Annotated in this window: 11 protein-coding genes; all 11 read right to left on the bottom strand. The window is 49.1% G+C overall.

The features are described from left to right. Positions 1–2974 (bottom strand): putative Ig domain-containing protein (locus QZT80_RS09965; protein ID WP_295121270.1); only part of this gene is annotated, 2974 nt, incomplete at its 3' end. 131 nt (positions 2975–3105) lie between these two features. Beyond that, positions 3106–4896: a glycoside hydrolase family 97 protein gene (locus tag QZT80_RS09960; RefSeq protein ID WP_295121268.1), complete on the bottom strand. Its 1791-nt coding sequence runs from the start codon at positions 4894–4896 to the stop codon at positions 3106–3108. Between the two features lie 21 nt (positions 4897–4917). Further along, complete coding sequence (locus tag QZT80_RS09955; protein WP_295121264.1) at positions 4918–6084, bottom strand: alginate lyase family protein; 1167 nt, start codon at positions 6082–6084, stop codon at positions 4918–4920. 36 nt (positions 6085–6120) lie between these two features. Then, entirely contained in the window at positions 6121–6609 is a 489-nt protein-coding gene (locus tag QZT80_RS09950; protein ID WP_295121263.1) for a CHRD domain-containing protein, read from the bottom strand. Positions 6610–6620: 11 nt separating this feature from the next. Further along, on the bottom strand, positions 6621–8396 hold the full coding sequence (locus tag QZT80_RS09945; protein ID WP_295121261.1) for a RagB/SusD family nutrient uptake outer membrane protein: 1776 nt from the start codon (positions 8394–8396) through the stop codon (positions 6621–6623). An 18-nt stretch (positions 8397–8414) separates the two neighbouring features. Next, positions 8415–11495: a TonB-dependent receptor gene (locus QZT80_RS09940; RefSeq protein WP_295121259.1), complete on the bottom strand. Its 3081-nt coding sequence runs from the start codon at positions 11493–11495 to the stop codon at positions 8415–8417. 32 nt (positions 11496–11527) lie between these two features. Further along, positions 11528–13255: a RagB/SusD family nutrient uptake outer membrane protein gene (locus tag QZT80_RS09935; protein ID WP_295121257.1), complete on the bottom strand. Its 1728-nt coding sequence runs from the start codon at positions 13253–13255 to the stop codon at positions 11528–11530. A gap of 18 nt (positions 13256–13273) precedes the next feature. After that, positions 13274–16123: a SusC/RagA family TonB-linked outer membrane protein gene (locus tag QZT80_RS09930; RefSeq protein WP_295121254.1), complete on the bottom strand. Its 2850-nt coding sequence runs from the start codon at positions 16121–16123 to the stop codon at positions 13274–13276. A gap of 50 nt (positions 16124–16173) precedes the next feature. Next, positions 16174–17655 carry a glycosyl hydrolase family 28 protein gene (locus tag QZT80_RS09925; RefSeq protein ID WP_295121251.1) on the bottom strand — a complete coding sequence of 494 codons (1482 nt, stop codon included), beginning with the start codon at positions 17653–17655 and terminating at the stop codon, positions 16174–16176. A 244-nt stretch (positions 17656–17899) separates the two neighbouring features. Then, entirely contained in the window at positions 17900–22054 is a 4155-nt protein-coding gene (locus tag QZT80_RS09920) for a two-component regulator propeller domain-containing protein (protein ID WP_295121248.1), read from the bottom strand. Positions 22055–22207: 153 nt separating this feature from the next. Next, positions 22208–24102, bottom strand: a 1895-nt coding sequence (locus tag QZT80_RS09915) for a RagB/SusD family nutrient uptake outer membrane protein (RefSeq protein ID WP_367112863.1), incomplete at its 5' end; no start/stop codon positions are given.

The raw sequence follows: 24102 nt of genomic DNA, 5'->3' as shown, positions 1-24102 counted from the left end.
TGCCTGTAATACCAATCGCATTGGTTACCGGCCAGTTGCCCGCCTGGCCACCAATCACCGTGTTACCAGTGTAAATATTGTTCCCCGAAAGGAATAACATACCGCTACCGGTTTTGTAAATACCACCCGCACCATTCACATTGCCATACAGGCTTATGCTTCGGGAAGGAACGTGTGTTGTTACCTGGTTTTTAAGCAACAGGGGCACATTCAGTACCTGGTCACTCGCCGCGTTATTAATAAGATCGTTGATAAGAACAAGCGTGTCGCCGTTTACCGTATAGCTGTTAGCAGTAACGTCGAATAAGATGCGCGATGCTTCAAGACCATTTACATCGTTTGTTAACACCGTATCTAAAGACTCTCCGAAAGTGAGTACCGCAGGACTATAAGGTGTTCGCTGCTCCTGCCAGTTGGCCGTATCGCTCCACACATCACTTACGGGCGCTGTACTCCAGGTGAGCACGGCTGCACCCGGCACACTGAATACTTCCGGCGAATTCGCGCTTTCGAGTGTATTACCAACGGAGGTGATCACATAGTAATAAGCGCCGCCATCCACCACATCATGATCATCATATGCGGTATTGGTTACGGTGGCAATAGTGGTGTAAGGCCCACCCATTTTGCTACTGCGTTTTACTTTGTAACTGGCCGCACCATTAGCAGGTAACCAGGAAAGTGAAAGCAACCCGCTTTGCGAAGTGATGGAGGGTTTAACCGGGATGGCCGGCGGTACACTGCCCGATACTTCCACCGACGCCGGGCCTTCCAACTCACCCGCATTGGCTGTTATTATGTAATAATTCCTGACTTCAGGTACCGGGTTATCATCTATAAAACTTACACCTGTTACACCTGTTGCGATAGTCGTATACGAGCCGCCAGCAGTAAGCGAACGCTTTACAGTATAAGCCGACGCGCCGGCTACGGCAGCCCAGCTTAACCGGATATCGGATACATTTACCACCGTGGCGGTTACGCTAGCGGGTGCGGCGGGCAGCTCATTACCGGTAACACGTATCACTAATACCGCGTTGCCTGCACCACTGCTGTTGTTCGCCCGCAGCAAAACGGGGAAAACACCCGTGGTGTCGGGAGCGCCGGTAATCAATCCTGTAGCAGCATCCAACAGTAAGCCTTTGGGTAACCCGCTGGCGCTGAATGAAGATGGAACACCCGTAGCTGTAATGTTGTAATTAAACACTGTACCCAGTGTTGCTGACGCACTTAACGAGGAGGTAATACCGGGAGCATCCCCGGCCGAGGTGTTGGTAATCTCCAGTTGGGTGAATACCGCGGTATTTAATTGCGAGGTATTATTCGATACGGTATATACACCGATATAAGCCGTGTCTGACCAGGGAATGATATACTGCCCGTTGTTAGACCAGTTGATGCTGTCCTGCGAGTGTAACGAAAACACACGCCTGCCCACACGTTCGAGCTTGAGCCACCAGGCTGGCCGGGGCCCGTAATGGGTGTATAATGTGCGGGCCACATCACCTTTTGCCGAAGCAGTAAGGTTTCCATTATTTAAGTTGATGGATACGTAGTTGGCAGCGGGATCGAGCGATTGACGCAACATGACGCCGGTAGCTGCGCCAGGCATGGAATTCGCATTGACTTTCACCACTACACTTGCATTACCCGCTACTGGCGCAAAGGTAAAGTTTACCGCACTGGCAACGGAGTTACCCGCCCCGCGAACGGTCCAGACGCCACTAGTGTAATCAGCGCTGCCCGCCATTCCTGTATTACCAATATCAATGTTAGCCAACGCCGTTGCCGGCACTACCGGGGGATAAGGAATAGCAGCCAATGCTGTGGCTGTGGAAGTGTCGGCCGACTTAAGATAGAGAAACGAAGCCGGGCCTTCACCTACTAACGCACGCATTTGAGTAGACCAGGGCGTGGGTATATTTTTACGTAAAGCATAAGCGCCCTGTATGATATTACAAAATGCGCTTTGCCGGCGTATGCCGCCGCGAATGCCCCAGTTGGTATAGTAAGCAGAATATCCGCCGAAGGGAATAAAACGCAAACCCGCGGTATCGATGTTAAACTGGTTATATAATTCTCCGATGGCCAGCAGGCGATTGTCCATTTCGGAATACAGGTCCACGCCTTGTTTCCAGGCAACTTCGGCGCACCACATTAAAGCATCGGCCTGTACAAACCAATGGTCATCGCGACCAGCATCGCCCACCTGACCATTTGACAAACTATTACGCAAACCACCACCGGCATCTATCCTGTAGGTTTCAACTGCCTGGTCCCATTTTGCCTGGTCGTTCAAAAAAGCGGCAACGCCGAAGGCTATTTTTAGCTGGATGGCGCCCTTGTTATTATCGCGTAGGGGATTGGGCACAAACGAGGTGGGCCAAAGCACATTGGCAAAATAGGCCGACACATGTTGTGTATTAGCAGCAGACCAGCCAGGGAACGTGGCCCGTAGTATGTCTGCACCGGTGGCCCAATGCTGCGCATAATCGCCGATATCAAGCATACTCTCATTACCACCCCAGGATGTATTGGTCACCGCCCAACTGTCGAGCAGATTGGTGGCTTTTCTGGCATAGGCCGAATCGCCGGTGAACAGCCACATGATGGCGAGGTTATGTATCGCCACCATATCACTTTTCCATGCCGTATTGTTCAGATTCGGGGCCCTGCTCACAGCTACAAAAGGCCCCTGTTGCCCGTACGTCAACCTCGATCGCGCATCGTTCTTAAATGCGTTCCAGGCCGACAACCAGGGCTCCTGCGTAATGTTTATCCTGAGCCTGTCTATATCTTCCTGCGTAAGTGGTACGCCTGGATGCTGGAACCGTTGTGCAACCGCACGCTGCGGAAGTATGGCACCGAGCAGTAAGAGAATTATTAAAAGGGAAAAAACGACTACAAACCGGGGGTACCTGAATGGCAATAGCATGCCCAATGGGACATTGGCCCTTACGTGGAATTTCGTCATGATGAAAGCTTATAGTTAGTAATGGGTCCCGGTGCGATTTGCAATACACCGGAACCCTAAATTATTATTTTTCATTATCTCCCGAGGGGGGATAAGTGACCAAAAAAAGGGGATAATTTTAACGCATTACACTATTCACGGATAATGACCGCCTGACCGCCTTTTGCTTTGAGCTGCAGTGGCCACGAGTCTCCTTTCTTAACCGGCACCACCCGTTTAACGATGCTGCCCGCCCCGTTATCTTCATATACCGTAGCTGTATATACCTTACCTTTCTTTAAAAAGTTAAGACTGACCTTACTGTTCCAATCTGCAAGACCTGCTGCATTACCCATAAACCACGTGTTACCATTGCGCCTGGCTACCGAAATGTTTTTACCGATATCACCGGCCAGGTAATGCGACTCATTCCAAACGGTCGGTACATATTTAAAGAATTCTATCTCTCCTTCGTTCGTATACTCATTGGGCTTGCCATACCAGAACATCGCCTGCAAAGGGCTAAAATAAACCACCGTTAACGCCAGTTGCTGCGCCATACTCACCTTTATATTCTTAGCATAACTATTCGTACTGTTAGGATAACAGAAAGTAAAATCAGCCGGACCAGCCAGGAACCTTGTAAATGGCAACACTGTATTATGAAAAGCATCCGGACTGTTTTCGTCGCCACGAATACCTTCCTGGGTAAGCAATTGCGGGAATGTGCGGCTTAAACCGGTGGGTTTGTAGTTGTCGTGAATGTTCAATATCAGTTGATGATCATACACTTTTTTCATCGCAGCGCTCAGCCAGGTGAGTCCTTCACGGGTATGCCCATCTACAAAACCAAATTTAAGACCTGCCACACCCCACTGTTTGTAAAGCGGCAGAATCACGTCCAGCTTAGCACGCAGGCCCACATAGTTCACATAAAGAATCACGCCAATGCCCTTCTCTTTGCCATAGGCTATAACTTTAGGCATATCGATGGCTTCGATGGGTTGAGTAGGGTCTGAAGAGCCTCTGAATTCGGCGCCGTACCAGCCGGCATCGAACATGATATAACGAAAATCATGCGCCGCTGCGAAGTCGATGCATTCCAGGCCGCTCGCCGTTGTAAGCTGTGCGCGGATCAACTTTCCGGGCTTTATCCATGCAGGGACGCTGCTTACCGGGTTGGAGGCCAGGCGGAGGTACTGCTGGCTGTAGTTATGCAGGCCAATAGCAGTGGTGGCCACACTGATCGTACGCCAGGGCGTGTTGTAAGTTCCATCGATGGTCACCGACTTATCCTTCGAAAATACCACTGCGAGACTGTTGTTATCCGCGCCCTTTTTGAGTTCGGCTTTCGTATACGTTGTATTATCAGCCTCCCCCACCGAGAGGTACAACTGGTCGCTCACCAGTGTTGCCGGAAAATCGCAGGTCATGCTGAAAGTATCGAGCGTAGTGGGTGTAAAAACAGATTCGTGGTTGTACTGGTAAAGCAGCGAAGGGTTCGAAAACCGGAAGCCCGTAAGCTCCTGTTGCACGCTGCTACCCCTCACCTGGTAACGAAAAGCGATGCTGCCATTGTATGCTCTTGCTATAATACTGAACTTTTTACCTGCCGCTTCGCAGGCCAGTACCAACTCATTATAGTGGTTACTCAGTACATCATCTTCACCCAATGGCCATGCGAACGATTGGTTAAAGGTTTGCCTGGAGGACGAAGTAACGGCTACATTTTCACCGAGTGATACTCCATCTGTTATTAAACCAAGCGGCGACCATTCGCATACCTGCTTTTGCTTGTAAGCAACACGATATACCAGCTTACCATTTTTAGGAGCATCCAGCTCCCAGGTGGTGGATTTGTCGGGCGAGCGCAGGATGAAGGCCGCTTTCGCTTCGGCCAGCCAGCAGCACAATACCAATATCAAAGAAATATTCCTCATCATAACTTTTTAAATTTACGGGCGCTACTTACCGGCGCCATAAAACAATAACGTACCAAAAGCAGGCTGATCGCGGTCGTACCCTTCGGGCCGTATCTTTTCGATCACCTGTTTGGTGTAAGGCATAGACAAGCCTTTGATGCGTACGAAATGATTATAAACCATTTCATAAACCGGGATAAATTTGCCCCGACCGATCGCAGAGATCTTATCCCAATCCGAATACTTACCCGTTACGTCTTTCCAGGTAACGAACGGTACATCGTCGTGCCCCAGGTTATACTTCGCTACATATTCGAAGCCTTTCAGCAGGCGGTTGTTTAATGCGCTGTACAGGTCGTCGTGCTGGTTCCAGGCAATTTCGCAAACCGTGGCCAGTGCCCCTAATCCCAACTGACTATGCCCCTGATCGCGGCCGCTTTCCTGGATCTGGCCGGTAGTGCCGCTCACGTAATTACGAATGGTGCCGTTATCTTTTGCATGATAATAAAAGTCAACCGCCTTTTTATACATCTTGTCATCATCGAACCAGATCGCCGCCGAAATGTACAACTTAGTGACGATAGGCCCCCAGTTACCATTGGTATAAGCGATCGTATCATAAAACCTTTCGCAGACCGGCAAAAATACATTCGTAACCATTCGGCTCACCTGCTCAACTTCGTCCAGCGGCACGTCCTTCCAGGTGTAACGCAGTATTTCCAGCGCATTTACAATTTTAACGCCTTCCAGTCCGGCCAATAGCGGCGCATCGTTGGTGTTAGGTATCAATGTAAGACTATCTGCATACGCTTTCATGATGGCCATCGACATGCGTGCATGGGCAGCATCCTTTGTGGCCACCCACATCAGGGCATTTAGATAGGCCGCACTGAAATCTGCTTCCATTTTGGACTTCGTCCATTTGTACTCACCATCTCTCGAAATAATCGTGTAAGGCCCGTTCATTTTATAATTCGCGCTGGATAAAGGATGGTCCCGCAGCAGCTCGTAAGAGCCGTACCCCGGCTGTGTTTTTTGTTGTGCTACATCATAGATCCGTTGCAGGGACGCCTGCGAGTGCAAAATACCCGGGTGTACGAAAACCTTCTTTTTCTTCGATTGCTGCCCGGATGCCGGTAGCAGGAAAAAACATAACAACATGGGTAAGCAGGCAAGTGCGCGCCAAATCCCTATTCTTAAATTCATCATTATATATCGTTTTTAACAATTCAGCAATAAGGTCAGCTATTTCTTTTCCAGTGATAATTGCCCCCTCACAATACCCGCGGGATAACGCCTGGTAGTGATGATGAAATAGTAAGAACCAGCCAGTAAGTCCGTTTGCTGCTGCGTACTAAAACTTGTTCCGCCAGACAGGCCCAGGTTGGCGGTGCCATTGCGGTTAGGGTTGATAAAAGTTAAAGAGCGGACTAATTCGCCATTACCAGTTGCGCTGGCCGGACCGTAAAACGCAACAGCCGTAATCGTATCCCTCTTCGTATCGCGCCACAGGTCTGTCCAGGTAAGGGAGAACGTCAGGTTATTCAGTCCTTCGTCGTAAACACCGCTTAACGTGGCCACCGAGGGCGTATCGATAGCCGGCAACAACTGCCGCGCACTCGCGGCGGACGATACCGTAAACATGTTGCCCTTCGCTTCGTAGAGATCACCGCCTTTCGTGCAGGCCATCACGCCCAGCAGGGCTATTATCCATATCCAAAAATTACGTTTCATGCTACCAGATTTTAATAGCCCGGATTTTGCTTCAGGGCTGGTGATTTAACAATTTCGCTTTGCGGGATGGGCCAGAAATACATCGCATCCGTAAACACATGCTGCCTTACAACGACCGTGCGGTAAGAGAATTTACCATCGGCAGCGCGCGTAATTTCCATTCCATGGGTTTCCGCATTTTCCGTTTGCGGTGCAATTTTCCAGCGGCGTACATCCCAATAGCGATGTTCTTCAAAAGCAAGTTCTACCCGGCGTTCGTGATGAATGGCCTCCCGCATTTCATCTTTCGTCATATCCGCCTTTAAGCCGTACAGGCCGTTAGCACCTGCCTGTATACCGCCGCGACTGCGTACCAGTTTTAACCAATCATATATTTCTGTTGACGGGCCGCTATATTCATTCTGTGCTTCCGCAGCCATTAATAGCACCTCGGCGTAGCGCATCAGCACCCATGGGCGATATAGCTCACTACCGCCGCCCACTCCAAAATTGTTACACATCTTATACCTGAAATAGCCGGTTTTAGTACCTGCCGAGGTGTACATACCGTCGACACTGGCACTGGTAGCGGCTGCATTACCGGTTGGAATTACACCCGTATAAGTATTCACGGGCTGATCGCCGAGGCTGCCCATATTACGTAACGAGCCATTGAAGTGTACCGTAACTGCCAGGCGGGGGTCGCGGTTCTTATACATATTATCGCCAATACCCGGGTACCCGGACGCCGGATCGGTAATGCGCAAACCATTGATCATATCAAATTCGTCTACCAGTTCCTGCACCGGGTAATACTTCACACCGGCATAACCGTTCACCGTACCCCTCGATGGAGGATTGGCGCTGTTCTCTACATAAAAGTTATTGGCGGTCGTTACCGGTTGCCAGTACACCAGGATGTGTTCGGGCTGCGGTGTATTCTGCAAAAACAGTGTGTACAGCGGAGTGGCCGAGCTGGTATACAAACTATGCACACCCAGTGTAATTACTGAACGGGCAGCATCAGCCGCCTTTTTCCAGCGTTCATTATCCGCCGCAGCGTAAGTAAGCAGCCGCTCGGGATCGTCGCTGCGGGGACCACTATTAAAAAGAGGACTGGCCGCATTTAACAACAATCTCGCTTTCGCTGCCAGCGCAGAGCCTTTTGTAATTCTTAACGCATTTACATTATTGGCCGGATACGAAGTGGGCAGCAATTCAGCAGCAGCATCGAATTCCGCCGCGATGTAATCGACGCAGGCTTCGAACGAACTACGGGGTGCTTCAATCTTTTCATCCACATTAAATATCTTATCGCCAATCATGGGGATGCCGCCGTAATGCTTGAGTAATGTAAACAAATACCAGGCACGCAGGAACCTTACCTGCCCCACCCAATAATCGCGGGTGGCCACGGTTACAGGAATACTATCCTTGTTCTTCAGAAAGATATTTGATGCGCGCACCATCTGGAATACGGTCGTCCATAAACCTTTATCAGCATTACTGGGATTGATGCCACCATTGGACAAACGGTAAGTATAGATCGTTGGATCGCTTATTGGTTCGGATTCGTCGCAGGCTGCATCCAGTCCGGTATTCCCGAAGCGGCGTGCGTTAAACGACAAACCAATATTGCTATAGATGTTATTGATCATACCCAGCGACTTCAGGCTATCCTGGAACACTGCATTTTCATCCACCGCCGATAGCGTTTTCTGGTCAAGGAAATCCTTATTACAGGCTGTGAGCAGCGCCGCCGCTATCACAGGTATGAAAAGTATTTTCCTATATAATTTCAAGTTCATGTTTTCTCTTTTTTAGGTTTAGAAACCAAGTTGTACGCCCAGGTTAAAATTCGCCGTATTAGGATATGCCGCACCGGTACCGTTGGCTATTTCCGCATCCTGCTGAAACTTGCCCATATCCTGGATGTTCAGCAGGTTATAACCGGCAACGTACAGCCGCGCATTCTGCATTACACGTGTCCTTTTCAGCCAGGAAGCAGGCAACTGGTAAGCCAGTTCCAGCGATTTCAGGCGGAGATAACTGGCATTTGCAAACCAGAAATCAGAAACCGTTTGATAGGAGATGTTATTGATATTAGTATTGAGCCCAATGCGGGGATAAGTAGCCGTAGCTGCAGTAGCAGGCGTCCAGCGCTCGAGGTTCCAGGGGCGGAGGTTGCCATTAAACGCATCGCCCGCGCCTTCGGCAGTTACCTGTACGGCATACCCGAACGCACTTTGCAGCAGCGCCCGAAGCGTAACGCCCTTATACCCTACTGTAAATTCAGCACCCAGGTTGGTGGTAGGAATGTTTGGTTTAGATAACCAGGTTTTATCTGCATCTGTTATCACTCCATCATTATTGAGATCAGCATACTTCAGGTCCCCCGGCTGAATGACGCTCCATGCTGGTGCGGCTATTCCTTTCAGCACTTTCCCGTCGGCGCCGAATTCGCCGGCCTGATAAAATCCGAGATTACGATATCCCAGCGTAAGGTTCAGCGGCATCCCGGTACGTGCCTGGTAAGGATAATCGGGCGCCTCACTCACATACACGATCCTGTTTTTAGCATATGAGGCGTTCACACTTACGGAGTAGTTGAAGTCCCCGCGTTTGTCGCGGTACGTAATTACGCCATCGAAACCTTTGTTATCTGTTTTACCGATGTTCTTTTTCGGCAGTGTTTGCCCAATGGCCAGCGGCACATCACCCTGGTCGATCAACTGATCAAAACGAAAATTGTAGAAGTAACTACCGCTGAACGTCAGTTTGCCTTTAAACATGTTAATTTCGAGTCCCAGGTCGGTTTTGCGTTCCCGCTCCCAGGTAATATCAGGATTAACCAGCGAGCCTTCTATCGTGGTGGGGCCATAGTAATTGGAGCCCGTAGCGGCATACTGAATAACCGAAGTAACCGTACCCGGATAACTTGCGTCGGAACCCACCAACCCGTAAGATCCGCGTATTTTGAACAGATCGATTACAGGGAACAGATCTTTAAAAAAGCTTTCTTCAGAAATGTTGTATCCCCATGAGATAGCGGGAAATATGCCGTAACGTTTATTCTCCTGGAAGATATCATTACCGTTCCTGGCCAGCGTTAGTCCCAGGAGGTACTTCTGCTGAAAGTCATAATCCAGCCGCAGTGTGGTACCACGGTAATTTACAGGGATCGTAGCGCCGTTGATATAGTTACGCTGGTTTAACAGCAGCAGGCCAGTAACATGATGCCCGCTGAAAGTGCGGTCGTAGTTAAGCGACGCCTGCACAATCGACGTTGAATTGTATGCACCGTTGCTGGAGGCCACATTGTATACAGGTGTACGGTACTCCCCCGCATTCCTGATCGCATAACTGTTGTTAGCAGCATTGTACCTGTAAGAAGGCATACCCGAGCGCAGCAGTGTGCGCGTTTCATTGTTATTACCTGCGTACGATACGTTCACCTTGGCAGATAAACCTGTAGTAATAAAATCGAGCCGCTGATCGGCACCGGCCACCAGGTTATAGTTATTATTAAAGTTACGCCTGTAACCGCCATTAGCTATCCTGTAACCTGGATGAATGGCCCCAACGGTGTTTACGGCACCCGCGTGTGAAGCATAACCATAAGTTCCATTGGGATTAACCAGCGGCATCGCATAAGGCGCCAAATACCTGAAAGCGCTAAGCTCATAAAACAACCCTGCGCCCTCCTGCACACCACCGGGATTATTCACCGTTTCAAAACGGCCATTTACATCAAAACGGATCTTCAGTGTTTTGGTGGGCGTAATATCCAGGTTAGAGCGGTAATTGAAGCGTCTGTAAAAATAGTTCGTGTTCACATCATCACCAACAGGTTCAAACTCTTTAAGAATACCATTCTGCGAGTAATACCCCAGCGAGGTAAAATATTTCACCAGTTGATTTCCCCCACTGGCATCCACATTAAACCTGCTTTGGGTAGATGCCTGTTTAAACAAAGCATCCGTCCAGTTTACATTGGGGTGGCCATAAGGATCTGATCCGTCTTTAAACTTCTGCAGATCGTCGGGCGTAAACGGCAGTACAGGTGTTTGCGATTGGCCGTAAGCGTCGTTAATCGTGGCCTCATTACGGAGCATGGCCGTATTGTAGGCATCCAGGAATTCAGGCATTCGTATCACCTTGTTAAAACCCACTTCGCTGGTTACATTAATCCTGGGTTTACCGGCACGGCCGCGGGTAGTGGTAATTACCAGTACGCCGTTCGCACCTTTCAGACCATATATGGACGTGGTAGCCGCATCTTTCAGGATAGAGATAGACTCTACTTCGTTGGCATTCAGTTGCGACAACTGGGTATAGTCATATTCGATATCGTCTACGATGATCAGCGGACGGTTATCGCCATTCAGTGAGTTAACACCGCGGATAAAGAAGTCGGCGGCATCTGCACCGGGCTGACCACTTCTCTGCTGTGAAAAAAAGCCAGGCAAACGGCCTACGAGCGTATTCTGAATATTAGCGGTCGGTACAGATTTGATCTCTTCACCCTTAATGGAACTAACCGCACCAGTGCTGGTAATACGTTTCTGGCGACCAAATCCCACTATCACTACATCTTCCAGTCCTTTCGTGTCTGTTAGCAGCCTTACAGGAATTTCGCCGTTCGCATCGGCGTTCACAACCTGCGTAACAAAACCCACACTACTAATGGCTATGCGGTTACTACCCGTGCGCAGCCGCAGGGTAAAATGCCCCCTATCGTCCGTTACCGTAGCATTACGATCGTTGCCTATTTCTAGGATGGTGGCACCGGCAACCGCCTGTCCCTTATCATTAGTAACCAGGCCGGAGATCGTACGCTCCTGGGCTTGTGCGGTGGCTGTGCCTATGATGCACAACAACCATAATATCATTATATGCAGTTTCATTTCTATGGAATTTAGAAATCTAAATAGTTGGTTTAATAGCCGGGATTTTGCCCCAACTGAACATTCACCTGCGTTTCTTTCAGTGCCAGCGGCAGCAGGTTCATCGCATCGGAGAAATAAGGTTTAGTTACTTCTTTCGCTGTATAGGTAAACGAGCCGTCCGTGTTTTTAACGACCGTCACGCCATGTAGCGTAGTTCCGTAAACCGCAGCCGCAATTTTCCAGCGCCGTATGTCCCAGAAACGTTGTTCTTCAAATGCCAGTTCTATTCTTCTTTCATTACGGATGATGTCGCGCATCTGTTCCTGTGTAAGGCCTGCAGGCAGAGCAAAGGGCAAGAGGCCTGCACGCTGCCTGATCCTTTCTACGGCAGCATATACCGTAGCGTCCGGGCCTGCATATTCATTTTGTGCTTCTGCATACATCAGTAAAATATCTGCATACCTGATGATGCACCAGGCGGGCACAAAACCGTTATCGCGAAATATGGTATTGGTATAGTTTACACTGTTACTATCGTTGGCGCAGAATTTCTTCGCATAATAACCGGTTTGTGTTTGCACCGGTGTGATAATAGCGTTATTGGGCTTGTCTCTTCCGCCCTCGAAAATCTCTACCGGGCGTTGCAGCCATTTGGCGCCGTTGTAAAAAATAGTCTGGTCGAAGCGGGGGTCGCGTTTCACATATGGATTGGAAGCATCGTACCCCGAAGTGGGATCGGTAATTGGTTTGCCGTTCGCCATGGGGAACGCATCTACCAGTTCCTGTGTAGGACTTACCCGGCCTTCACTTTTAACATTCCCCGGCGTATAACCCACCGGCGACATGTAATACGAATAGGTGTTAGACACGCGGGAGTCGCTCATTTTAAAGAACATATGCTCCCTGTTGGCGCGTGTTAGCAAGAGATTATAACGGTTAGGTTCCAGGTCGTATATGCCCAGGTCCATTACCGCTTTCGCTGCATCGGCCGCTGCTTTCCAGCGTTCGAGACTATAAGCGGGATAACCGGTATATGGTTTATCGGCAGACGTGGTGGCGTTAAATAATGGACTCGCAGCCAGCAATAATACTTTTGCTTTCAGTGCCATGACTATACTTTTCCGCATTCGCCCGAAATCGGGATCGGTAGTCCGGTTGGCAAGCGTGGCATCCGGCCGCAGGCTATCTTTTACAATATCGAATTCCGCTACCAGGTAGTTCACACATTCTTCAAAACTGGCGCGTTGCAGTTTTTGTAATTCCGGATCGTTGGGATCGAATACCTTATTACCTACCAGCGGAATACCACCGTAACGTTTCAGCAATTCATAATAGAAATATCCTCTCAGCGCCCGCGCTTCGTTAGGAAACCACACCCTGCGGGATGAATCGGCCCAGGGTACACGCTGGTAGTTGTTAAGAAATACGTTGGACGCCCTGATGGCAGAATAACCTGTGTTCCACAAATCATCGAAGGTAGACTCCGGGCTATACCCACCACGGATCACATTCCAGGCGGCGTTCCCTTCTGCACTTGGAACAGCATCGTCCGATATACATTCCAGTGGCAGCGCATTAAGGCGTGAATAACCAGTCGGAATTTTTGAATAGATATTGGACAACCATTTACTGGCCTGGTCGCCGGTGGGATCGTTGGCGTCCCATATATAATCCTCTGTGATCTGCTCCAGCGGCTTATCCTCGAAGGCCTTTTTGCATGAAACCACTGCAGATGTGAGCAGCAATGATGCAATTACCCATTTAATATTTTGTATCATACGGCAGTTCATTGACGTTTAGAATTTAATGTTTGCACCGAAGTTGAATACCTTCATGATCGGGTAGGAAGCGCCCCAGGCTTCGGGGTCCATATCCTTACGGATGTCGTGCACATCAGCGAACGTGAGCAGGTTCATGCCATTGGCAAATACCCTGAAGGAAGGAATGCGCACCTTGCGTGTCCATTTCTCGGCCAGTGTGTAACCGAGTTCGAGGTTTTTAAGTCGCACGAAATCGTTATTCTTCAACCAGAAGGAAGATACCTGCGTGTTATTGGTATTGTTGCCTAACCAGAGTCGTGGTTGTGCTGCTGTTGCCGCATTGGCCTCGTTAAAACGGCCCAGGTTGTAGTCGTAAGCCGTAAATGTGCCGTTATTGCCAAAACCGTTCATGAAACCGCCGCCGATATAACTTTGCCTGTTCATTGTGCCCTGAACGAGCGCGCTCATGTCAAGCCCTTTCCAGCTAAAACCAAATGTAATACCGTAGTAAACGGTAGGTTTACCACTGCCTATTGGCGCCTGGTCATTGATATCGATGATGTTATCGTTGTTACGGTCGAGGTACCGGATATCACCCGGGCGCAGCGATGATTTTGGGGCTGCTGGCAATACTGCTGTAGCCGGATCATTAATTTCCTCATAAGACCTGAATAAACCGGTAGCCGTGTAGCCATACTGTAATCCAACCTGGCGGCCAGTGGTAAGCTGGTAGTCGTACAATTTGGGCAGTTCCGCATTGTACACCACTTTAGACTGTACGGCAGAGAAGTTGGCGTTTATATAATAGCTGAAGTCTTTGATCTTATCCTGCCAGGTGGCTGAAAACTCAGTGCCCCAGTAGTTGAAGCGCTGGTAATTCTGCAGCGGATAATTAGCCCCCAATACACCGGTGGTACGCACAGGCGTAGCTACCAGGTCGTAGAATTTATTGTAGAAGTAATCGGCGGTGAAGGAGAGCCGGTTGTTCAACAGGCCAGCGTCCAGCCCTATATTTAATTTCTTTGCCTTTTCCGGCGACAGGCTCGGATTTGCAATTGCGTTTTCGCCCGTACTTCTTTCCAGCGAAGAGCCGGGGCCGTACCAGTACGCTACATTATTGCTTGTATTGGTAATGTTGTTAAAGTAGGTTTGGATGTAAGAATAGTAGCCGGCGGCTACCTGACCGGTAAGACCATAATTCGCACGCAATTTCAGGTTACTGATCCAGGTGATATTTTCACTGATGAACCTTTCGCGGTGTATATTCCATCCAATACCCGCGGCCCAATAGGTAGCCCAGCGGTTATCAGGTGTTAACCAGTTGTATCCTGCATAACTTCCCGCAGCTTCGAGCAGGTATTTATCATCATAACTATAGTTAACCCTACCTGCGAAAGTGGTGTACTTTTCGGGGAGATTGGTGGTATTGAAAGCCAGCCTGCTTTGCTGATTAGCAACTGCCAGCGCGCTGATGCCATGCTTGCCAAAATTGCGATCATATCCAAGCGAGCCTTCGAGATACACGATCCGCGAACGTTCATTGGCAGCGCCAGTACTCGTTTGTTCAGTCGTGCTGCCAAACTTCGTATAGGTATCGTTCGCATACTGGAACACTTCGAAATTCTTAGCGCGTGTTGTTGTGTACCAGGCCGTATTATTATTGGAGCCCTTCGCTCTCAGGTACAACCCTGGCGCCAGCACGTCCAGTTTCTGCGTTACCTCCAGGTCTACCGCCATATCGCGTACATCCTGGAACTGGTAACCTCTTGCTACCGCCTGCCCATATATATTAGCGTTGCCGCCGTAGGTACTGGTACCACCGTAAGTGCCATCCGGATTTAGTACCGGGTAAGCATTACGCGGCGTATTGAGCAATGCGGTAAAAATACCACCCGCACCCGAGCCCGGCTGGTTATATCGCTGGAAACGGCCGAAGAGGTTTAACTGGATATTTGTAGTAGACGTAATATCAGCCCCAATGTTGGAACGCATGCTGTAGCGGTCCAAGCGGGAATTAGTATTGTACGCATTGGCATCATCAGTTTTAAACAAACCGTTTTCGCGCATATTATCCAGGTCTACAAAATACCGGAAACCCTTCCCACTACCCTGTATATTAAAGTTGTACCGGGTAATACGCGCCGATTTATTCAGTACGGTATTATACCAGTCTACATCCGGATAATTGTATGGGTCGGTGTTGTTTTTATAAGCATCGATTTGTGCGGCCGAATAAGCAGGTGTTACCGGCGTAACGCCCGCTTCGTTTTGCCTGGCTTCGTTATAGAGCGTTGCATATTGCCAGGCCGGCAGTGGTTTGGGTAACGCAGTGGGCGTTTCAAAACCGGATTGCACGGTGAAGGAAAGCCGTGGTTTACCTATGTCGCCTTTCCTGGTTTTAATAGAGAGGATGCCGTACGACGAGCGTTGTCCGAACATCACTGTACTCAATGCATCTTTGAGTACCGACACTGATTCTATCTGCTCCGGGTCGAGCGACAGATAGCTGCGCTCCACCCCATCAATAATAATAATTTGTCCACGGGCCCCGCGGATGTTAAAAGTAAGGCCGGCGGTATCGAGTCCCGGGCCACCGCTGGTGAAACCGATGTTTAACCCCGTGAGGCGGCCTGGCAGCGCCTGTAATAATTTTGGACTTGGCGTAGTGACCAGCTGCGGTGTATATACCGTGGAAACTGCCTGCAGTGAGCGATTCAGCGGCTGGTTGCCAAAAAGAGCCGCTACGAATGATGTTGGATGGGCCGCCACCGTACTATCTTCCGGCATTGCCATCTGATCTTTACCCTGTGACCAGGCAGTAAACGCTGGCAGCAGGCAGGAGAACAGCAGCAACGACCTTCGTTTGGGCGTGAGCACTTTTTTCATACAGCTTTAATTTAATGGCGCGTGGAAAACGCCGTTTATGAGTATAGGTCCTAATTTTTGAATACTATTTTTTCTGTAAAACCGCCAATCCGAATATTGGCATCTGGTGCAGACTTAACAGGTTTCCCGTTAATCACCAGGTTGTCGAACGTAACACCGCTTATTATGTGATCTTTATCGAGCCCTGTGATAAGGGGGCTGGTGGAATTGCTGCCGTTGTAATAAATGTTCCTGAAATAAATATCGCGTACCCCTCTTCCAGGTCCGGTATTGTATTTTGGATTATACACCACGCGGATATTGAACAACTGCCCCTCCTGGAAATCATCGACCCACACATTTTCGAACCGGATGTTCCTCACCAGGTTTAAATCGCCGCAGGTAATAGCCATACATCCCTGGTAATCCGGATCATCTTCGTCATGTTCAAGGATGTGAATGTTCTTAAACGTCATATTCTCCACCGTATCACCCACATGGTTGGTATTACCGTGCAAGCCAATATTAACAGGATGTGCTATATCTGCCCAAAGAATGGCATTAGTCACCTGGTAGTTACGCGCACTACCAAAAAACTTCCAGCGATGCCCGTAAATAGCAATACAATCGTCTGAATTACGCATAAACACATCGTCGATCACCACGTTCGAGCAACTCATCAAATCAATACCATCGCTCCAGCCCTGGCAGCTAAAGGAGGTAATATTACGGATGGTGAGATGGTTGGAAGCGCCACCATGGATGGTGTAATGTTTAGGGTTGATGAAATGGAGACCATTGATCTCAACACCCTCGCTATGGCTCACCAATACGCCCTCCTGGGCCTGATCGATGATGCCGCGCCCTAAAATGCGCACGTTTTTTACCTTTTCGCAACTAAGCTGCCCTCTCAGGATAGCACTGCCATGAACGTACACCGTTTTCCCCGAAGGGATGACGAACGTTTTGCGGAACGTATCTTTAGGCAAATGAAGGCCAGGGCCGAAATAGATAACGTTACTATCTGAAGGTGAAGGCCGCTCCTTTTCCACTGGGCTGGCAAAAAGGTGCAGGTTATGTAACTTATCTCCATTAAACTCTACGGATAACTTGCGGGGCTGTTGCAGGGTGAACCTTACTTCATTTCCCTGTACTTCCGGTTTTATATCAAAAGGCAGCGGGCGGATGCTTACACTGCGAACGTCCTCATTGTTCTTACGGACCATCACTTCTACAGGCCCTTCCATATCGAAATATACCATAGACGACTCCTGCACCCTGTCCATATCCACCTTTACTTTGTACTCGAACAGGTCCTGCCATTCGCCCCCCAACGTGCGCACCCGAACCGTAAAATCATCATTGTGCATATTATAAATAACCTCCTGCGGCGCGGGATAGGTAACCAACTGCTGGGCGTTTACCGTTGCAGAAAATACCAGCAACACCGCCAACATCCCGTAGCAATGATTGATGTTCATCTGGCCAAAAAGAAATAAAAGGGACCGGCGACACAGGCCGTTTACAGGCACCCGCTTCAGTTCATAACGCATAATCAGATCGTGGTTGAATTAGTTTTTAACGTGACATATTTTCAGTTCTATTGCCTGAACATTCTGTAATCAGTGTTTCAAAAGTAGGCTGATACGTTAAAAGAGGGGTGGGTATTATGATCCAAAAAAGGGGGTATTTTTGCTCAAACCCCACCATAACAGGGCCTAAAATGGAAGGGGGTCATTTTTAATGAGGAGGCTTAACGTTAAGCGGGATAAAAAAGAACGCAAAAAAACCTGACAGCTAGTCAGGCTTCATCATATCCCGGTTCAACTGGATATTATTATGGAATGGCTTCCGGTATTTGCGGATGTACTCGAGCGGCTTCATGCCGAACAACTGGGTAAAGTGGGTGCGGAAGTATTTGATGTCATTAAAACCGGTAACGCCTGCGATCTCCGTCACATTGTACTCCGTCGTGATCATCAGTTGCGCCGCCTTCCGAAGCCGTATTACCCTTATAAAGCCAACGATCGACTGCCCGGATACGGAGTTTACCTTCCGGTACAGGCTGGAGCGGCTCATCCCCATTTTGGCGGTGAGCGTTTTAATTGAAAAGTTCTCGTCGTCGAGGTGTTCTTCTATTATGTGGATACATTTTTCCAGGAACTCCTTGTATTCGGCCGATATTTTTCCATCCGTTTGTTGCAACGTTACCTCGTTATAGAAATATTGCTGGAGCGAATTCCGTTTTTTGAGCAGGTTGGCCACCCGGGCTTTCAGCAGTTCTTTTTCAAAAGGTTTGGTCACATAATCGTCCGCTCCGGCCTTAAGCCCCTCCAAACGGGTTTCGGATGCGGTACTGGCGGTGAGCAGGATAATGGGGATATGCGACAGCGCTGAATTTTCTTTTACCTGCCGGCAAAGCTCCAGGCCTCCCAATTCCTCCATGGTGATATCACTGATAATCAGGTCGGGCAGCAATTGCGCGGCCATTTTAAGTCCAACCGCCCCGTTTTCTGCCTGCAACACGTTAAACGCGTCGCTGAACGCCATGGATACGTATTGCCTTAACTCCTCGTCATCATCCACCACCAGGATCGTTGGCTTTTCGGCAACGAGCGAGCCAAGGTCCTGCGCCTGATCGGCCTCCATTGATTCCACGCTGCCGGCGAGTTCGTCCCATACCGCGGTGGAGGACTGCTGGGCGAGCTGTACTTCCTGGCCTTTGAAATGCGCATCGCCTTTCAGTAATGCAAGCCTGAACGTTGCGCCCTGCCCCTGCTCGCTATGATAAGCAATGGTGCCATGATGAAGCGTTGCAAAATGTTTTACCAGGTAAAGGCCAATACCAAAACCGGTTTGGGGCGCTTGCCCGGCTTCCTTTACCTGGAAGAAACGGTTGAACAGTTTATCTTCCATTTCAGGCGGTATGCCCCGGCCAGAATCCGCGACTTCTATAATGACTTCAGTACTTGTTTCCTGCAGGCTAACGTTGATTTGTCCACCTGCGGGTGTAAACTTGATAGCGTTGGAGAGCAGGTTAAATAAGATAATCTCCAGTTTCTCCCGGTCAGCACAGAGGGTAACGGCTCCGCCGCTGTCATCGAAACGAAGCAGCTGTTTCTTAAGCAGCGCCTGTTGCTCGAAACTAAATACTACCTCACGGCAAAGTTCAGACGCGTCCAGCATGGTGAGCCGCAGGTTATCGGCCTGTGTTTCGGCCTTGCGGAACAGCAGGAGTTGATCTACCAGGCTCAAAAGACGCCTGGCATTACGATACACCATCTGCAAACCTTTCTTTTGAGGATGATCATTATCGCCCCCGAGCATTTCCCGTACCGGATCAATTATCAGTGTTAACGGTGTTCTGAATTCGTGGGAAAGATGTGTGAAGAAAGTCAGTCTTTTTTCGTTGACTTCCTTTTCCTGTTGTGCTTTCACCTGCGTTTCCCTTGCCTGTAGCTGTGCCACTTTCACCTCATAATAGAGGCGGCTTTGCCGCACCTTATAACTGATAAAGAACCAGACAGCCGCCAGCATCGCCGCAGCATAAAGTGAAAAAGCCCACCAGCTGCGATACCAGGGGGGCAATACGGTAATTTGTATGGCCAGTTCCTGGGTACTCCACTCCCCTTCGCCATTCGTACATTTTACGCGGAATGTGTAGTTTCCTTCAGCAAGATGTGTGTAGGTGGCCGTCCGGATGTTCCCTGTATTATTCCACCCCCTGTCCCAGCCTTCCATATAGTAAGCGTAAGATATCTTGCCGGGCACGGTATATTCTAACGCGGTGAAGCGGAAGCCAAGTACCGCCTCGCTGTAAGGGACCGTTATGGCCGTAACCGCGTCTGCAGAACGCTGTTTGATGTAATCTGTATCTGCCTCAACGGGGGTGTTGTTTACTAAAAGACCGGTAAGCCTGAGGGCCGGCATGTTATGATCGGTCCTGATACTGGCTGGATTAAAAATATTCAGTCCTTTAATACCGCCAAAAGCCAGTTCCCCACTGCGCATAGCCAGTGCGCTATTATAATAGAACTGGTTACTTTGCAACCCATCCCCCTGGTAAAAATTTTTAAAGCTGCGTTTTTCCGGGTTAAACCTGGCCAGACCATTAAAGGTGCTTAACCACAACTCTCCGTTTCCACCTTCCAAAATGGTAAGTACTACATCACTGCCTAGGCCCTCGTTGATCGTGTAACGATAGGTTATCTTTCCTTTTTGCCGGTCGAACAGCAATAATCCTCCGCCCTCTGTACCTAACCAACACCTGCCCTGCCTGTCTTCATACACACATCTTACAGCGTACCCGATATCATAATAGGTGTGTTTTTTCTCCGCCCTGTCTATCTTCACCAGTTTACTGAGGTTACCGCCCCACATGTTACCCGCCCGGTCTTCAAACAGTGTGAACATATCCGACAGCTTATCGTCGAATATTTCAAAACGGTTGTTGCCCTCATCGAAACGATATAATGCCCCAAAAATGCTGTTTTGCCGGAGCGTGCTAACCCATACCTGCGACTGGCGATCGACCAGCAGGCCGTAGGTTACACGGTCGGGACGATTAGCAAAGGTATTTACCGGCATGAAGCGCTCGATTCTTCCTGTAGCAGGGTTATACCTGTTTACACCCTGGCGGAAAGTGGTGATCCAGATACGGCCGGTTTTATCTGCGTTCAGATTGATGACGGTGTTATCAGACAGGGATAATGGATTAGCGGGATCGTTGCGGAACGAATGGAACGTATTGGCCGAACGGTCCCAGATGGTTAAGCCGCCGCCATCTGTACCTAAATAGATTCTACCATCGGCGGCTTCGTATAGGGAAGACACTACGTTTGTGGGCAGGCTGTTCGCATTACCGGGTTCGTGTAATAATGTATGAAAGAAGCCCTTTCGCGGATCGAGAATAGCAGCACCACCACGCGAAGTACCTATCCACTTACGCGATTGCCGGTCGATATACAGTGTATGCAAACCCACCGCACTTAGCGAAGCAGCCGAATTCTCGTTAGCGGGATTTACCAGCAGCGGTTCCCCCGGCTTCCAGGCCAGCAGCCGTGCCTGCACGGTACCAATCCAGCAGCGGCCGTCCTGGTCCAGCCCGAAGGATACAATGCTGCCTGCATCCGGCTGTTGTGCTTTATAATCGAATATGCCGGTTACGCTATTATTGGCCATGTTATAATCGTACAACATAGTGCCACTGGCCAGCAGCAAATGACCATCGTTGTTTATTTCCAGCCATGCCGCTTCCACCAGTTTATCGATCACGAGTTCGAGCCGGTCACTGCCCGGCCTATACCTGGCCAGGCCGTACTTAGGCACCAGTGCCCATACCTGCCCCAGTTTATCTACCCTTAATGCTTTAACACCGTATTGGGTAATGACTTCATTCCCTTTAAACAGCGGTATGGATTGTGCCAGCGTAGATCCGTTCGGGCATAACAGCAGGCCGCTGCCTTCGGAGGCGATGTATGCATTGTTGTATTTGTCTGTCCGGATATCTTTTATAACATCCTGGAAAACCCGCTGACCCGTTTTAAGCCGGATAGTGGTAAAACGGCCCAGTAAGGGATCGAGCCTGCTTACACCCTGCCGGGTGCCGATCCAGATGCGGTAAGCGCTATCTTCAGTAATAGAAAGGATAATGTTGTGTACCAGTGAGCCGGTGTCGTTAGGTTTATTGCGGAACACCTTACTATCATAGCCATCATACCTGTTCAGCCCATCGAAAGTACCCAGCCAGATAAAGCCGTTATGGTCCTGAAAGATGGTGCGTACAGTGTTGTTTGATAAGCCCTGTTCTATATCCAGGAAAGAGAAAGGTGGGAACGAAGTTGCTTTCCCGGAAAACGGCATGATACAGAGTAGTACCGCGATGATGTATACACAGCGTTTCACCCTGTCGCCTTTAAACTGTGGAATTTGTATGATGTACCTGGCGAGCAACTATTCAATCAATTTGCGGTAAAATAGTCATTTTACGCGATTCGTGCCAGCTGGTATTAGAAATAGGAGAAGTTGGTGTGTCCGGGGGTAAAAAAGGCTGGCTGTTATTAGCAGCCAGCCTACGAAAAAATATACTTTCCTTACTTAATCGCCTTAGTTTATTTTATCCTCATCCGCTACAGCATCCTGCCAATTTTCAAACATCGTAACTGCTGGATCGTAACCGGAATAGTTTGGATTCTGGCGCAATTTTGCTCCACCGTTAGAATTAATCGATGTTTGCGGAATAGGCCAGTTGATGTTATGTGCTGCGATGGTGTAGGGACGGTTCCTTACGATCACACCTTTGTTATAATAGTTGTTTTTACGCTGCATACGCTGAAACCAGTAGCTATTTGTGTGTAGGTTTTCAACAGTATAAGTGTTACCATACTCATCAGCCTTACCGCTCAGCGCCAGGCAGTAAGATGCACGACTGAGTTCGGTGAAGCGCCATTCTTCCATGTTCAGTTCACGGGCACGTTCGTCAAAGATATCGCCGATAGTAACGGTTGCGTACTCCTGCGTACAGCCCGCACGACGCCTCACGACATTCACATCTTGGGCAGCTCCACCTACATCACCGTTATAAAATTTGGCTTCAGCGCGTAACAGGTAGGTTTCCGCAAGCCTGTAAATATACCAATCGCCTGCGCCACCGCGGTGGTTAGCTTCATTAGGGTTCTGCGATTCAATTGGATCTTCAATATAATATTTGTAGTGCGGCCAGTCGAACCAGCAACGTATTGTGTCGTTGGTTAAAATTGCCCCCGTCCCACTGTATTTAATAAGATTTTTACCAAACCAGGTTGCATTAGCAGGATCATTGTACTTCAACGAATCCATTCTCGCCCAGTTACCTACGGTGCTGTTATGGCGAAGATCGCCAGCATCATTAACTCCATTTACAAACCAGGCATCATTAGTAGCAAACCAGGTTGGACGAATATGCGCAATCCCTCTACCTATAGCGTGAACGTAGTCGTAATTTGCGCGAAAGTTACCATTTGAGCGAGGGAAATATCTCACAGCCTGTCCACCGTTCGGTGCCGTTGTTCCTGCTGCATCCAGCCATGGAAGCCAGTTACGCATCGTGTTCATTTTGATACCTGCTTCCGTAGCGTTACGGTTAGGCGCCATAAAAATAACCTCCTTATTAGCAGAAATACTTTTGTTTTCCGGGCGGTGCAGATCCCATATTACGTTACGGGTAATAGGCCATGTTGCTGGATAAGGATTGATGAAGGTACCAAAGTTAGCAGTCATCAATGAATAACCAGACGTATTGATCAGGATATCCGCCTGCTCGATTGCTTTATCGTACTGGCCATTCGCCATGTAAATTTTTATCAGCAATTGGCGACAGGCTGCTTTGTTTACCAGCCCCACTAACGACATGTCCTTTTGGTCGGGCACCCACTGTACTGCCTGTTCCATATCAGCCTGAATCATCGCCAGGATTGCTTCCCGTTTGGTAGATTTGTAGTTCGTTTTGGGCACCTGTATGATCTTGGTTACCAACGGCACATCTTTAAATTGGAAGGCGAGCGACAAATAGCGGAAAGAACGATGAAACAGCGCACGGCCGCGATATTGGTTTTTTAGATTCTCGTCGAGGCCAGCCACGTTGCCTATAAAGCTCAACACAGTATTAGCATATTTAATACCGGTATAGGTTTCTCCCCAGAAGTACCGTACTCTCTCCGGATAATCAGTAGGCGTTAAACGGGTAGCGATATCAGCGAAGATGTTGCCATCATCCGTTTTACTTGCCACCGCCATATCAGAGAACATATATTCTGTGCTGATAGGCAGGCTAAGATCTGTATACTCGAAGTAAGTCCAGTAAGAACGCAGGTGACGGTCACAGATAGCCATCGCCGCATCCAGACCACTACGGGTGGTAAAGGTTTGACCTGGTTCGTAGAACGATAACGGATCTGGTTGCAGGTAGCTTTTTTTGCAGGACGGCGCCAGCGCAAGCGCTCCGGCCGTCAGCAACAGGAAAG

This window comes from uncultured Chitinophaga sp. (genome assembly GCF_902168175.1).
In the GTDB taxonomy this organism is placed as follows: domain Bacteria; phylum Bacteroidota; class Bacteroidia; order Chitinophagales; family Chitinophagaceae; genus Chitinophaga.
Note: the sequence above shows the minus strand (reverse complement) of the source record. Positions and strands in the feature narration are given on the sequence as shown.

Bases quoted from the DNA above. Each gene is read 5' to 3' on its own strand.
- QZT80_RS09960 (WP_295121268.1), bottom strand. From the start codon at position 4,896: ATGATGAGGAATATTTCTTTGATATTGGTATTGTGCTGCTGGCTGGCC.
- QZT80_RS09955 (WP_295121264.1), bottom strand. From the start codon at position 6,084: ATGATGAATTTAAGAATAGGGATTTGGCGCGCACTTGCCTGCTTACCC.
- QZT80_RS09950 (WP_295121263.1), bottom strand. From the start codon at position 6,609: ATGAAACGTAATTTTTGGATATGGATAATAGCCCTGCTGGGCGTGATG.
- QZT80_RS09945 (WP_295121261.1), bottom strand. From the start codon at position 8,396: ATGAACTTGAAATTATATAGGAAAATACTTTTCATACCTGTGATAGCG.
- QZT80_RS09940 (WP_295121259.1), bottom strand. From the start codon at position 11,495: ATGAAACTGCATATAATGATATTATGGTTGTTGTGCATCATAGGCACA.
- QZT80_RS09935 (WP_295121257.1), bottom strand. From the start codon at position 13,255: ATGATACAAAATATTAAATGGGTAATTGCATCATTGCTGCTCACATCT.
- QZT80_RS09930 (WP_295121254.1), bottom strand. From the start codon at position 16,123: ATGAAAAAAGTGCTCACGCCCAAACGAAGGTCGTTGCTGCTGTTCTCC.
- QZT80_RS09925 (WP_295121251.1), bottom strand. From the start codon at position 17,655: ATGCGTTATGAACTGAAGCGGGTGCCTGTAAACGGCCTGTGTCGCCGG.